Source organism: Alphaproteobacteria bacterium, from assembly GCA_002869105.1.
GTDB lineage: Bacteria > Pseudomonadota > Alphaproteobacteria > UBA7879 > UBA7879 > UBA7879.
This window is the reverse complement of record PKTP01000007.1, coordinates 244417-256540: the sequence shown is the minus strand read 5'-3', so window position 1 is coordinate 256540 and position 12124 is coordinate 244417. Positions and strand designations below refer to the sequence as shown.

The window sequence follows — 12124 nt, the reverse complement described above, 5'->3', positions numbered from 1 at the left end:
ATAACAACGAGGTCAAAATGAATTTTAAACCCCTACATGATCGCGTTCTTGTTCGCCGCGTAGAACAGGAATCTAAAACATCAGGTGGTATCATTATCCCTGATACAGCTAAAGAAAAACCAATCGAAGGTGAAGTGATTGCCGTTGGTGAGGGAAGCCGTGACGAAAACGGTAAGCTCGTCCAGTTAACCGTTAAAAAAGGAGATAAAGTTATCTTTGTTAAATGGTCTGGCACAGACGTGAAAATCGGTGATGAAGATCTACTCATCATGAAAGAATCCGACATTTTCGGAATCGTTCAATAATCTATAAACAGTTAATTTAAGGAGAAAACATATGTCTGCTAAAGAAGTTAAATTTTCAACAGACGCACGCAGTAAAATGCTTAAGGGGCTTGATACCCTTGCTAATGCGGTGAAAGTAACATTGGGGCCTAAAGGGCGTCACGTTGTTTTGGAAAAATCATTTGGAGCGCCACGGATAACCAAAGATGGTGTGTCTGTTGCCAAAGAAATCACCCTTGAAGACAAATTCGAGAACATGGGTGCGCAAATGATTCGTGAAGTTGCGAGCAGAACAAACGATCTTGCTGGTGACGGAACAACAACAGCTACAGTTTTGGCTCAAGCGATTGTTCGCGAAGGTCTGAAAGCAGTTGCAGCTGACATGAATCCCATGGATTTGAAGCGTGGTATTGATTTGGCAACAAATGCTGTTGTGGCAGATATCAAAAAACGCTCTCGCCAGGTGACAACAGATGATGAGATCTCGCAAGTTGCAACCATCTCAGCCAATGGTGAAAAAGAAATTGGTGAAATGATTGCCAAAGCCATGCAAAAAGTGGGCAAAGAAGGTGTCATCACTGTTGAAGAAGCAAAGTCTTTTGAAACGGAACTTGAAGTCGTTGAGGGTATGCAGTTTGACCGTGGATACATCAGTCCGTACTTTGCCAGCAACACCGAGAAAATGGTGTGTGAGCTTGAAAATCCATACATCTTGCTTTATGACAAGAAAATTTCAAGCCTGCAGCCAATGCTTCCCGTTCTTGAAAGCGTTGCGCAATCTGGTCGTGCACTGATGATCATTGCTGAAGATGTTGAAGGAGAGGCCCTTGCGACCTTGGTTGTCAACAAATTGCGCGGTGGTTTAAAAGTATGTGCAGTGAAAGCACCAGGATTCGGCGACCGTCGTAAAGCAATGCTTGAAGACATGGCCGTTCTAACAGGTGGAACACTTGTCAGTGAAGAAACTGGTCAAAAGCTTGAAAACATCACGGTTGATAATCTTGGTACAGCCAAACGCATCACAGTCAACAAAGAAAACACAACCTTTGTTGATGGGGCAGGTAACAAAGCTGCCATCGAAGCGCGCTGTAAAGAAATTCGGGGCCAAATGGAAGAAACAACCTCTGACTATGATCGCGAAAAACTTCAAGAGCGATTGGCAAAACTTTCTGGCGGTGTTGCGGTGATCCGCGTTGGTGGCGCAAGTGAAGTTGAAGTGAAAGAGCGTAAAGACCGTGTTGAAGATGCGATGCATGCAACGCGTGCTGCTGTTGAAGAAGGCGTTGTTGCCGGTGGTGGTTCTGCCCTTCTTCATGCACACACTGTGTTTGCCGGTCTGAAATTCGAAAATGATGATCAACGCGTCGGTATTGATATCATTCGCCGCGCTATTCAGTCTCCAACTCGCCAGATCGCCCAAAATGCGGGACATGATGGATCGATTGTTATTGGTAAAATCATGGAAAGCAAAGACAGCAGCTTTGGATTCAATGCGCAAACAGCTGAATATGGTGACATGTTCAAGTTTGGGGTTATTGATCCAACAAAAGTTGTGCGGACAGCACTTCAAGACGCTGCCTCTGTCGCTGGTTTGATGATCACAACCGAAGCAATGGTTGCTGATAAGCCAGAAGATAGCTCAAAATCAGCGATGCCTGACATGGGCGGCATGGGTGGAATGGGCGGCATGGGAATGTAATCCCCGTCGTCAGCTCTCACTCGAGTTGTTATCACTAAAAACCTGCCTCAAATTGGGGCGGGTTTTTTTTTGAGGATGAACTAAGGTATCCTCGGCATTAAGAATATATGGCATCATAGAAAACATTCCGAAAATAACCTTTGACGGTGATATATTAAAGCGCGTGATTTATTGTTAATTTTTTTTAAAAAACGTATATGAAAAAAAAATTATGAAAGATTTTAGAAAAATCCTCCTGTGTTTTTTAGTTACCGTGGCACTTTTTGAAACTGATGCTAAAAATATTCCCTCTAAAGACATTTCAGCGTGTGATGTTATTGTAGCAGTCAATGATAATGATCTAGAGTTTATCAAAGATGTTGTAGATAAGGGGGGGGGGGTGATTTGAACAGTTACCATAATAATAATTTGGGTATCCAATTAGGCACGCAAAAACACCAGAAATGATCGATTTGATGGTTGAAAATGGTGTGAAGTTAAATGACATCGGGCCTAAAAAAAATTCAGTTCTTTCGATGCCTCTCACAAGCGTTGAAATAGCAAAATATTTTGTGAGTAAGGGAGCAAAAGTAACCCCAAATTATGAAGGGAGAGAGCCTGTACTGCACCGAATGGTCCGGAATAGTTGGAATTTTTCCCCTAATCTAGAGCTTATTAAGTATTTAATTGAACAAGGCGCTGATCTGAATCAAAAAGATGATTTTGGAGAAACGCCTTACGGGCGTTTGTTGCATCTTAAAAGAAGAGCTCATCGATATATAGAGCGTTATAGCCACAAAAACCCCAAGGCATTAAAACAACATGAAATAATAAACCTTAGGGATGCTAAAATTTTTATGGCTGATTATTTCCCAGGTCTTGAAAAATTATTGAAACCCAACACGTATAAGTAGAACGAGGTGGATTAAAGCCACAAACTGATTCAAGATCTTTTGGGAAATTATCCGGTACAGCGCCCAAACTATTGAGAGTGAGTAGTTTAAAGGTCTATTTTCATGGTTACTAAATTTACCGTCATTCGATTTACATGCATGGTGACACTACCCCATACTCATAAACCAACATTTTATTAACCATCATTATCAATATTGATCCAACGGATACTTATGTTTATTTAGACATACTGATTTTGACGTAGAATCTTTTGATAAAAGGACCCTTTTGCCAAAATAAACACCCCCTTTTTCTTTGCACCGGTCACATTGATGGCGACAACTTTCATAGCTGCTAAATTTAGTACCACTCGCTCCACAGGCATGGTGACAGTGACTCGTACTTGTAAGCCAGCAGTCCTCCATATATTCATTGACTATACACGACTTCATAGTTCCCCAATATACCTTCTTTCCTTGTACATTGGTGTGTGTCCCTAGCAGAATCAATAAGAAGCTGGTAACTTTTAAGATTCGTTTTGCATTAAGTAAGTTAAAGGTTTTGTTAGATAACATTTAAGAAGTCTCCCAGTAATGATTAAACCACAAGTTATGATGGATCAAAAATTTATAAAAGTCAAATCAGGGATGAGGAGCGCAAACCACTTACAAAGAGATAAACGCTGACCCGATACTATGAAGGGAAATAAAAAAGAGGGGCCACAACAAGGATGAATTTATAACTAGATATTTAAGGATGTATGAATATATAATTAACATATAAACAACTTAAAAGAGGCTACTATGAAATTCGATAAGATGATTTATACCTGCTTAATAGGTGCTTTTCTGATTCTGACAGGATGCTCAAATCAAAATCAAGACCAGCCGAAAGTATTCACTTATAGTGAAATGGAGAATTTGATTAATGCGATTCAAGCGGATGATCTTGAAGGTACAAAGAAAATCCTTAGATTATATCCAATTGATGTTTCTTTTTGTCCATTAAAACCCGGCTGCCCCATTCATGAAGCCCGCTCACCTAAAATGTTAGAGCTTTTGATAGATAAAGGCGCTTCTGTTGATGTGCATAACCAGATTGGAAGAACCGGCCTTTATTACGTCAGAACACCTAAAATGGCCCGGGAATTTATTAAAAGAGGCGCTGATATTAGCGGAGCTGACCAAGACCCGATCCTTAATTATTGGGTGCGCAAAATACCCACCTATGCAGAAGCCCCTCTCTTTATCGAGAAAATTAAAGTAGGGCTGAATGCAGGCATGTCTACACGTAGGAAGAGTCGTGACTCTAAGACCCCTGATCATATTTTGGAAGATAATAAACAAAAATGCCAAGCTAAATTAGAGGGATATTTGGGTGTTCCAGAAATAGATAGAAAGGCTCACCAAAATGATTGGATTAAGACCTGTGTCCATTATACCTCTGAGGTATATCCCCAACTTAAGAAGCTCATTAAATCTTAAATGAGTGGTGTTTAGAAATTAAGAAGGGAAAGACCCAGCGCCAAAATAGAAAGGCCGGCTTTTAGAAATAAAACGCTGGCCTTTTTCTTGTTGAGCAGATCGTTTCAAAAATTCATGATGCGTTTCGTTTGAGACAATATCTATCTAGGACAAGATCCATGAATGCTTAATCTAGGTTTAAACATCACACAAGTGATCGATTGATCAAAGATAAAACTGAGATGCTGCCCCCTTAACGACCGAAGTTTTTGGAGAGCTGGCTCTGAGATTTTATAACTAGAGTATTGTACGCGTCTTCTATTGTGGTATAGTTTTTGCATTAAGGTTTTCAGTTTAAAACGATTCACAATAGTTGGTAATACACAAATGACTTCCCAGATAAACAGCGTCTCAGATCACTCAGAATTAGAAACTTCTCAAACAAAACGGGCGACAAGCCCCGAGCTTGAAGCGGTTTTGGGCCAAGCCTTTCCAGTGCTGGGCCATGGCTTTATCCGGGTCGTGGATTACATGGGCGACGATGCAGCGGTGGTGCAGGCAGCGCGGGTTTCCTATGGAAAAGGGACGAAGAAAAAAAGTGCCGATCAAGGATTGATCAATTATCTGATGCGCCATCGTCACACAACCCCGTTTGAGATGTGTGAAATTAAGTTTCATGTCAAGCTCCCCATCTTTGTGGCGCGCCAATGGATTCGGCACCGGACTGCCAGTGTTAATGAATATTCCGCCCGTTATTCGATTTTGGACCGTGAGTTTTACACGCCAACCGAAGACAACCTGGCTGCGCAATCAACCATTAACAAACAAGGACGAGAAGAACTTTTGGAAGGCGCTGAAGCAGAGCGAGCGCTTTATCTGTTGAAGCGGGATGCTGAGCAGTCTTATCAAACGTATGAAGAGCTTTTGAACCATCGTGAGACGGGTGAGATGATCACAGAGGGGAACAAAGGGCTCGCACGTGAATTGGCCCGAATGAATTTGAATTTGAGCTACTATACCCAGTGGTACTGGAAAACCAACCTTCATAATTTGATGCACTTCCTCTCTTTGCGCGCTGATTCCCACGCACAATATGAAATTCGTGTCTATGCAGATGTGATGATGGACCTGTTGAAAAAATGGATGCCCTTAAGCTATGAGGCTTTTGTTGAGCATCGCATGAATGGTGGATACTTTTCGGCAACGGCTCTGAAGGTGATTCAAAAAATGCTGAAAGGGGAAGAGATTGATCCATTGGCCATGGGGCTTTCAGCCCGGGAGTGGCAAGAGGTTCAAGCCAAACTTGGTCTTGCTTAAGGATAAGGAGGCAGCAAATCATGTCTGATGCTTTATACAAGACCCTTGGGCTTTCAAAAGGGGCCTCGGATAAAGATATCAAAGCCGCTTATCGTCGGCTGGCTAAAAAATACCATCCAGACGTTAACCCAAATGATCCAAAAGTTGCCGCTAAGTTTCAAGAGCTCACCGCGGCTTATGATGTTTTGTCCGATAAAGAAAAAAGAGCCCAATATGATGCCGGTCAAATCGATGATCAGGGCAATCCCACAAATCCGTTTGGTGGAGGAGCTGGCGGCTTTGGCGGCGGTTCTGGCCATCAAGGCGGCAATCCCTTTGCGGATGCAGGATTTGATTTCGGGGGCGCTAGCGGCTTTTCAACAGAAGATATTTTTTCATCGATTTTTGGTGGGGGCATGGGCGGCGGTCGGCGCTCTTATGGTCGATCAGCGCAGCAAGAAGCGCATGCACGCGGCTCAGACCGGACGTATACGCTGAAAGTTGGTTTTATTGATGCGGCACAAGGCACCGTTAAGCAAATCAATATTGGTGGGCCCAAGCCTGTATCCTTGAAAATTCCTGCCGGTACAAAAAACCATGACAAGCTGAGGCTTAAGGGCAAAGGCGAACCGGGACACAGAGGCGGCGCGGGCCAGCCGGGAGATGCCATCATTGAAATCTTGGTTGCCTCTCATCCCTATTTCACACGGGATGAATTGGATATTCGATTGGACTTGCCACTGACGATCTATGAAGCTGCGTTGGGGGCAAAAGTAACCGTGCCAACCATTCATGGTAAGTTAAGTTTGAAAATAACCGCTGGCAGCCAGTCGGGCCAATCATTGCGCTTGAAAGGCAAAGGCATTGAGAAGGAAGGGCGAAAAGGGGATCAAATTGTCAAACTCCAAATCATGCTGCCAGAAAAGCTGGAGACTGATTTCGAAACGATGATGCAGAAGATTCAGGATCAAAGCCCCTATACGCCCCGCAGAGATTTCTAAGGAGAGATCTCTGCAAGGGGTTTAGGTATGATTGCTAGGCAGACTTTTTCCGGGCAAAAGGTTTGCCACTTTTCTTTTTTAAGAAAGGTTTCTTATCATCTTTTGAAAAAGACTTTCTCGGGGCTTTCTTCGTGTTACTATCCATCTTCAGAATTTTCGGCGGTTTTGACCCTGGATTGATAAAGTGTTCGATGGCATACCACTTGGCTTTGTCAGCACCTGAAATCAAATTAAGCGCTTCCCCGGTGGCACCTGCCCGAGCAGTTCGGCCAATACGGTGGACATAATCTTCTGGGCTTTGTGGTAGGTCATAGTTGATGACATGTTCAATGTGAGGCACATCAAGACCCCGCGCCGCAACATCAGTTGCAACCAAAATGCGGTATTTTTTATTGCGGAAATTTGTTAAAACACGTTCCCGTTTGTTTTGCCGAAGATCGCCATGAATGGCATCGGAGTCATACCCTTGCTTAGAGAGTTTGATGGCCATTTTATCGGCATTATACTTGGTTTTAACAAAAATAATAATCGAGCCGGTTCTTTTGTCTAATTCATCACAGAGCTTTGTGTATTTTTCTGCTTCATGAACATTGATGTTTTCCTGCTTAATGTTTGTTGCAGGGGCAGTTGCGGAACTCACAGAAATACGCGCTGGGTTTTTTAAATATTTTTCAGCAATTTGAGATATTTTTTTGGCGAGTGTTGCAGAGAACAGAAGGGTTTGTCGCTCAGATTTCATGTGTTTGAGGATTTCATCAATTTGAATTGAGAAACCCATATCAAGCATACGATCTGTTTCGTCGAGCACCAAAAAGTTTGTTGTTTTGAGTGAAAGACTGCGGCGATTGAGATGGTCATTAACGCGGCCGGGAGTGCCCACAACCAGCTGAGGGTTTCGCTTGAGCTGTTGTAGTTGCTTGGGCATTGGATCGCCACCAATGAGCAGGGCCGTTTGAATTTTTGTTTTTTGGCCAAGCATAATACGAAGTTGTTTTAAAACCTGATCCGCAAGCTCCCGTGTGGGCGTCAAAATCAAGGCTGATGATTGAGGTTCTTTTAATAGCTTTGCAATCAGCGGAATACCAAAAGCAGCTGTTTTCCCGGTTCCGGTTTGAGCCGATCCTAGAATGTCCTGTCCGGAGAGGGCAAGCGGAATGGTTTGCTGTTGAATGGGAGTTGGGGTTTGAAAGTTCATGCTCTGGAGCGTGTGCATAAGAGATTCGGGCAAGCCCATGGTTTGAAAAGTAGTCATAATTCCTCTGAGGTTTGACGTTTTTTAGAGTTGTCACCTGAACACAAACCGTTTGGTTCAGCTGCTTCCACTCTTATTCAAACGCTAAAGACTCAGTATTTAGGAAATCTTTAGATGCCTATGCGATTCACAGGCGTTATATACAAAAAATCGTATTCATTTCGCAAGAGGACGGATCACTCAACAGACACATAGCGATTCTAAATGAATAAAGCAAGCTTTTAACAAATATACTAAGAGGTTGGGTTAATATTTGTTTTAAAAAAGCGCCGGGCTGAATTTTATTTTTCTTACGCAGGTTACAAATATAAGGGCTGACGCTGGGGGTGTGCACTGACCGTAAAGCATATAATTTATAAGGGGCATTCCCGTCTTTGAGATAGAGGGATGTTTTCATAAAAAAACATTACAACCTTGAGAGATTTTTCAGTATGATAATAGGACAAATATTGGAGACTATCGATGCAACAGAGCAGTCGCTTTGATGACATTCACTTGCCAGAAGGTTACAAACCTCATTTAGATGAACCATTTATGAACTTGCAGCAAATTGCTTATTTTCGGAAAAAATTATTGGATTGGCGGCAAGAAATTTTAGAAACATCAAGCGAAACGCTCACGCATCTGCAAGAAGAGACTCAAAAAGAGCCTGATGTCAGTGATCAAGCTTCCCATGAGACAGACCGATCTCTTGAATTGAGAACCCGGGATCGTGAGCGGAAGTTGTTGAGTAAAATAGATCAAGCGCTTCAACGCATTGAGGATGGCTCGTATGGCTACTGCATTGAAACAGGTGAACCCATCTCGCTTAAGCGACTGGAAGCGCGGCCCATTGCAACGCTTTGCATTGAAGCCCAGGAGCAACACGAGCGGATGGAACGTATTCACAAAGACATCTGATTTTATATATTGCCCCGAGGTTCAATGGCTAAGTTTCGTCAAGAGCAAGACACCTTTGGTTTGGTTGAGATTCCAGCAAACAAGTTTTTTGGGGCGCACAGACGCAGCGATCTCTGGATAACTTTTCGATAAGCTCCGAGACTATTCCTTTATCCTTGATCTATGCCTATGCTTTGGTCAAAAAAGCGTCTGCTTGGGCTAATATTGAAAGCCTGTCTCAGCCCATTGTTGAACGTATTTCGGCGGCGGCGGATGACATTTTAAAGGGACAGTATGATGATCACTTCCCCTTGAAAGTTTGGCAAACAGGGTCGGGCACACACACCAATATGAACTTAAATGAAGTGATTGCCAACATCGCAAATCATCAACAAGGTCAGCCGTTGGGGAGCAAAACACCGGTTCATCCCAATGACCATGTGAATTTTGGGATGTCGACCAATGATTCTTTTCCAACAGCGATGCATGTGGCAACGGTGATGGCATTAAAAACCCAGTTGATCCCGGCATTGCAAAGAGTTGAGAAAACTTTTTCTAATAAGGTCCTTGATTTTCAAGAGCTGATTAAAGTGGGGCGCACGCATATGCAGGATGCAACGCCGATCACGCTTGGACAAGAATTTTCAGGCTATCAAACACAACTCAAGCTTTCTCGCGCAAGACTTGACAGCATGCTGCCGCGTTTGCTGGCTTTAGCAATGGGGGGAACTGCTGTGGGCACGGGGTTGAACAGTACAGAATCTTTCCCACAGAAATTCATCCATCAGTTGAATGCATTCACGGGGTGTGCTTTTACGGAAGCGGAGAATAAATTTGAGGCGATTGCCGCCCATGACGCCCTAGTGGAGCTTTCGGGTGGCTTGAATACACTTGCTGTTTCCATGATGAAAATTGCCAATGATCTTCGACTGCTTTCATCGGGGCCACGATGCGGTATTGGAGAGCTGGAACTTCCTGCCAATGAGGTGGGGTCTTCGATTATGCCGGGGAAGATTAATCCCAGCCAAATTGAAGCACTCACAATGGTTTGTGCGCAGGTGATGGGCAATCATATGACCGTGACAATTGCGGGGTCCAGTGGGCAACTGGAATTAAATGCTTTTAAACCAGTTATTATCTATAACGTTTTAAAATCCATTGAGCTATTAAGGGATGCCTTGGTGGGCTTTGATGAAAGATGTCTCCAAGGGATAAGCCCGAACTTTGAGAAAATAGAGGCGTATCTTCAACAGTCTTTGATGCTTGTTACGGCATTGAATCCCATTATTGGGTATGATAAGGCAGCCAAGGTTGCAACTAAAGCATATCAAGAAAAGATCACTTTAAAGCAGGCTGTGGTTGCCCTGGGCTATCTGAGTGAAGAGGCTTTTGATGAAGCGCTTGATCTTAAAAACATGACGCAGCCAAAAGAGGGATGAGTTGTTCGTTTAAGGAGAGGCCTTAGGTTTTAGCTTGCGGGGTGGGCCAGAGATTTTCAGAGGGCGTGTACCCTTTAATTTTTAGGTTTCCTGATTTGAGAGATACTTTACAAATAGACGTATTGCAATGATCGGTTACAACAATCACATCCGGTAATAGGGTGGCTTGAATCGGACTTTGGGTATTTTTTGTTTTTCGGATATGTGTTTTTTTAACAACGATCTTGTGAAGCTTACGGCTTAGAAGGGAACGATTGATCCAGCCCTTTGTTCCTGTGTGATCTGCCACTTTGTACCAATCCCGAAAAGCCGTGATCACCCGAAACGGCATGCCTCGGTAATTGTAAACCCACTCAATGGGAAAGTGTTTTCCCGGTCCAACGCGCATATTACTCGGCGCGCTTTTGGTGGATACATATTTAGGCAGTTGCAGAGCAGGCTGGGTTTGACAATGTAAGCCTTTGAAAGGGAGAGTGAGTGTTAGAGCTACCAAAACAGGGGAAATCCAGGAAGAGGTAAAAAAACCGTTCATCCTAGGCCCCGGTGCAAATCCGATCAACAAGCTGCTTAACGGCTGGGACAAATCCATCTTTATAGAAAGGATCTTGAGCAAAGCGATAAGCACTGTGACCTGCAAACATCAAATTATCATTTACACTTCCACCGTGGGCAATAGATTGAAGTGTTTTTTGAATGCAGAAGGAGCGTGGATCTGCTTTGCGACCAGTGGTTCCAGATTCCCCTTGGGACCAATTACTGAAGACACATGCGCTGAGACATCCCATGCAGTCAATTTGATCTTTGAGGATTTGGGTTGACTGTTCAGGTGTGACGAACACAACGGTGCTATCAGGGGTTTTCATCAATGTGGTAAAGCCTTGTTGTTTCCAGGCATTAACAGCTTCTAGGTCTTTGGCTTGAATGTATATGAGACGACCGCGGCTTCCAAAAGAAACAGGTGTGTTAAACGTATCCGAATCTTCTGTTTGGAAAGAAACTTGACGTTCACTTCTTTCCTTGAGATCGATGAGGAAATCATTTTCCACCGCTGATGAGTAAAAACCAGTTGGACTGAATTTGTTAAGATATATATCGCCTTTTTTCAACGTTAGAAGCTTTTTCTTCCAGGCATGGGAAATTTGGCTTTCTTGTGTCAGTAAAGGGCGTGTGCCGAATTGAAAGGCAATGGGGCCAAGTTCTGGATTGTCAATCCAATTCTTCCAATCATTTAAATGCCAAACACCGCCGGCCATGATAATGGGTGTTGCTGAAAGACCCAGAGATTTCAATGTTTCACGAAGAGCTTTTACCCGGGGATAAGGATCTTCGGGGATATCAGCACTTTCGGTGCGTGAAAGGCCATTATGCCCACCAGCAAGCCAAGGATCTTCATAAACAACGGCACCGAGCATATCCGAAAACTTGTTATAGGCACGCCGCCAAAGGGCGCTAAATGCCCGTGCAGAGGAAACAATGGGATAATAATAGATATTATATTTAGCTGCAATTTCTGCCAAACGATAGGGCATCCCGGCACCACAGGTGATGCCATGAACAAGACCCTTTGTTGCTGATAGGACACCATGTAAAATTTTCTCGGCGCCCGCCATTTCCCACAAAACATTCATGTGAAGGCGGCCTGAACCGGCAGCCATATCATGAGCTATTTTTGCTTGGGAGATGCCCCCTTTGATTGCATAATCAATCAGTTCAAAATGACGCTCACGGCGGGTTTTTCCCTTGTATACAACAGGGATCAGCTTGCCGTTTTCATCATAAGCATCGGCATTGACGCCAGAGAAAGTGCCAATACCGCCTGCATTGGCCCAAGCACCAGCGCTCACGCCTGTGGAGACAGCGATCCCTTTACCGCCTTCGATAAGGGGGAGGACATCTTTGCCTGAGAGAAAAAGATTTTTCAGGTGTACCATGGATTCC

General features: G+C 43.6%; 12 protein-coding genes and 1 pseudogene. 8 read left to right on the top strand and 5 right to left on the bottom strand.

Annotated features, from left to right (window positions below):
• Positions 1 to 17: 17 nt before the first annotated feature.
• The 3 genes from C0582_04310 (at position 18) to C0582_04300 (ending at position 2876) form a co-directional block, all read left to right on the top strand.
• Positions 18 to 305 (top strand): co-chaperone GroES, encoded by a 288-nt coding sequence (locus C0582_04310; GenBank protein PLX29756.1) that lies wholly within the window; start codon positions 18 to 20, stop codon positions 303 to 305.
• Between the two features lie 31 nt (positions 306 to 336).
• Entirely contained in the window at positions 337 to 1983 is a 1647-nt protein-coding gene (gene groL / locus C0582_04305; protein PLX29755.1) for a chaperonin GroEL, read from the top strand.
• A 443-nt stretch (positions 1984 to 2426) separates the two neighbouring features.
• Positions 2427 to 2876, top strand: coding sequence for a hypothetical protein (locus C0582_04300; GenBank protein PLX29754.1), 450 nt, complete (start codon positions 2427 to 2429; stop codon positions 2874 to 2876).
• 221 nt (positions 2877 to 3097) lie between these two features.
• Here the strand turns inward: C0582_04300 and C0582_04295 are convergent, their stop codons facing one another.
• Complete coding sequence (locus C0582_04295) at positions 3098 to 3289, bottom strand: hypothetical protein (protein PLX29753.1); 192 nt, start codon at positions 3287 to 3289, stop codon at positions 3098 to 3100.
• Between the two features lie 370 nt (positions 3290 to 3659).
• On the opposite strand from C0582_04295, the gene C0582_04290 reads away from it, so the two are divergent.
• From C0582_04290 to C0582_04280, 3 genes are all read left to right on the top strand, one after another.
• Entirely contained in the window at positions 3660 to 4340 is a 681-nt protein-coding gene (locus tag C0582_04290) for a hypothetical protein (protein PLX29752.1), read from the top strand.
• Positions 4341 to 4706: 366 nt separating this feature from the next.
• Positions 4707 to 5636, top strand: coding sequence for a thymidylate synthase (FAD) (locus tag C0582_04285; protein ID PLX29751.1), 930 nt, complete (start codon positions 4707 to 4709; stop codon positions 5634 to 5636).
• A gap of 20 nt (positions 5637 to 5656) precedes the next feature.
• On the top strand, positions 5657 to 6616 hold the full coding sequence (locus C0582_04280) for a molecular chaperone DnaJ (GenBank protein PLX29750.1): 960 nt from the start codon (positions 5657 to 5659) through the stop codon (positions 6614 to 6616).
• Positions 6617 to 6650: 34 nt separating this feature from the next.
• Here C0582_04280 and C0582_04275 read toward each other — a convergent pair whose 3' ends face one another.
• Together C0582_04275 and C0582_04270 are read right to left on the bottom strand one after the other, a co-directional pair.
• The gene (locus C0582_04275) at positions 6651 to 7850 is read right to left on the bottom strand and encodes an ATP-dependent RNA helicase (protein ID PLX29810.1); all 1200 of its coding nucleotides are present in this window, start codon (positions 7848 to 7850) and stop codon (positions 6651 to 6653) included.
• Between the two features lie 154 nt (positions 7851 to 8004).
• A complete protein-coding gene (locus C0582_04270) occupies positions 8005 to 8265 on the bottom strand; it encodes a hypothetical protein (protein ID PLX29749.1) in 261 nt (86 codons plus the stop codon).
• 65 nt (positions 8266 to 8330) lie between these two features.
• Here C0582_04270 and dksA point away from each other — a divergent pair, with 65 nt between their 5' ends.
• Both dksA and fumC read left to right on the top strand, forming a co-directional pair.
• Positions 8331 to 8768: an RNA polymerase-binding protein DksA gene (gene dksA / locus C0582_04265; protein PLX29748.1), complete on the top strand. Its 438-nt coding sequence runs from the start codon at positions 8331 to 8333 to the stop codon at positions 8766 to 8768.
• Between the two features lie 24 nt (positions 8769 to 8792).
• Positions 8793 to 10186, top strand: a pseudogene (gene fumC / locus C0582_04260) (class II fumarate hydratase).
• Between the two features lie 22 nt (positions 10187 to 10208).
• Here fumC and C0582_04255 read toward each other — a convergent pair.
• Together C0582_04255 and C0582_04250 are read right to left on the bottom strand one after the other, a co-directional pair.
• Entirely contained in the window at positions 10209 to 10775 is a 567-nt protein-coding gene (locus C0582_04255; GenBank protein ID PLX29747.1) for a hypothetical protein, read from the bottom strand.
• The gene (locus tag C0582_04250; protein PLX29746.1) at positions 10720 to 12117 is read right to left on the bottom strand and encodes a nitronate monooxygenase; all 1398 of its coding nucleotides are present in this window, start codon (positions 12115 to 12117) and stop codon (positions 10720 to 10722) included. Before C0582_04250 ends, C0582_04255 begins: the two co-directional genes overlap by 56 nt.
• Positions 12118 to 12124 lie beyond the last annotated feature (7 nt).

Bases quoted from the DNA above. Each gene is read 5' to 3' on its own strand.
- C0582_04255 (PLX29747.1), bottom strand. From the start codon at position 10,775: ATGGATTTGTCCCAGCCGTTAAGCAGCTTGTTGATCGGATTTGCACCG.
- C0582_04310 (PLX29756.1), top strand. From the start codon at position 18: ATGAATTTTAAACCCCTACATGATCGCGTTCTTGTTCGCCGCGTAGAA.
- C0582_04270 (PLX29749.1), bottom strand. From the start codon at position 8,265: ATGAAAACATCCCTCTATCTCAAAGACGGGAATGCCCCTTATAAATTA.
- dksA (PLX29748.1), top strand. From the start codon at position 8,331: ATGCAACAGAGCAGTCGCTTTGATGACATTCACTTGCCAGAAGGTTAC.
- groL (PLX29755.1), top strand. From the start codon at position 337: ATGTCTGCTAAAGAAGTTAAATTTTCAACAGACGCACGCAGTAAAATG.
- C0582_04295 (PLX29753.1), bottom strand. From the start codon at position 3,289: ATGAATATATGGAGGACTGCTGGCTTACAAGTACGAGTCACTGTCACC.
- C0582_04280 (PLX29750.1), top strand. From the start codon at position 5,657: ATGTCTGATGCTTTATACAAGACCCTTGGGCTTTCAAAAGGGGCCTCG.
- C0582_04290 (PLX29752.1), top strand. From the start codon at position 3,660: ATGAAATTCGATAAGATGATTTATACCTGCTTAATAGGTGCTTTTCTG.
- C0582_04250 (PLX29746.1), bottom strand. From the start codon at position 12,117: ATGGTACACCTGAAAAATCTTTTTCTCTCAGGCAAAGATGTCCTCCCC.
- C0582_04275 (PLX29810.1), bottom strand. From the start codon at position 7,850: ATGGGCTTGCCCGAATCTCTTATGCACACGCTCCAGAGCATGAACTTT.
- C0582_04300 (PLX29754.1), top strand. From the start codon at position 2,427: ATGATCGATTTGATGGTTGAAAATGGTGTGAAGTTAAATGACATCGGG.
- C0582_04285 (PLX29751.1), top strand. From the start codon at position 4,707: ATGACTTCCCAGATAAACAGCGTCTCAGATCACTCAGAATTAGAAACT.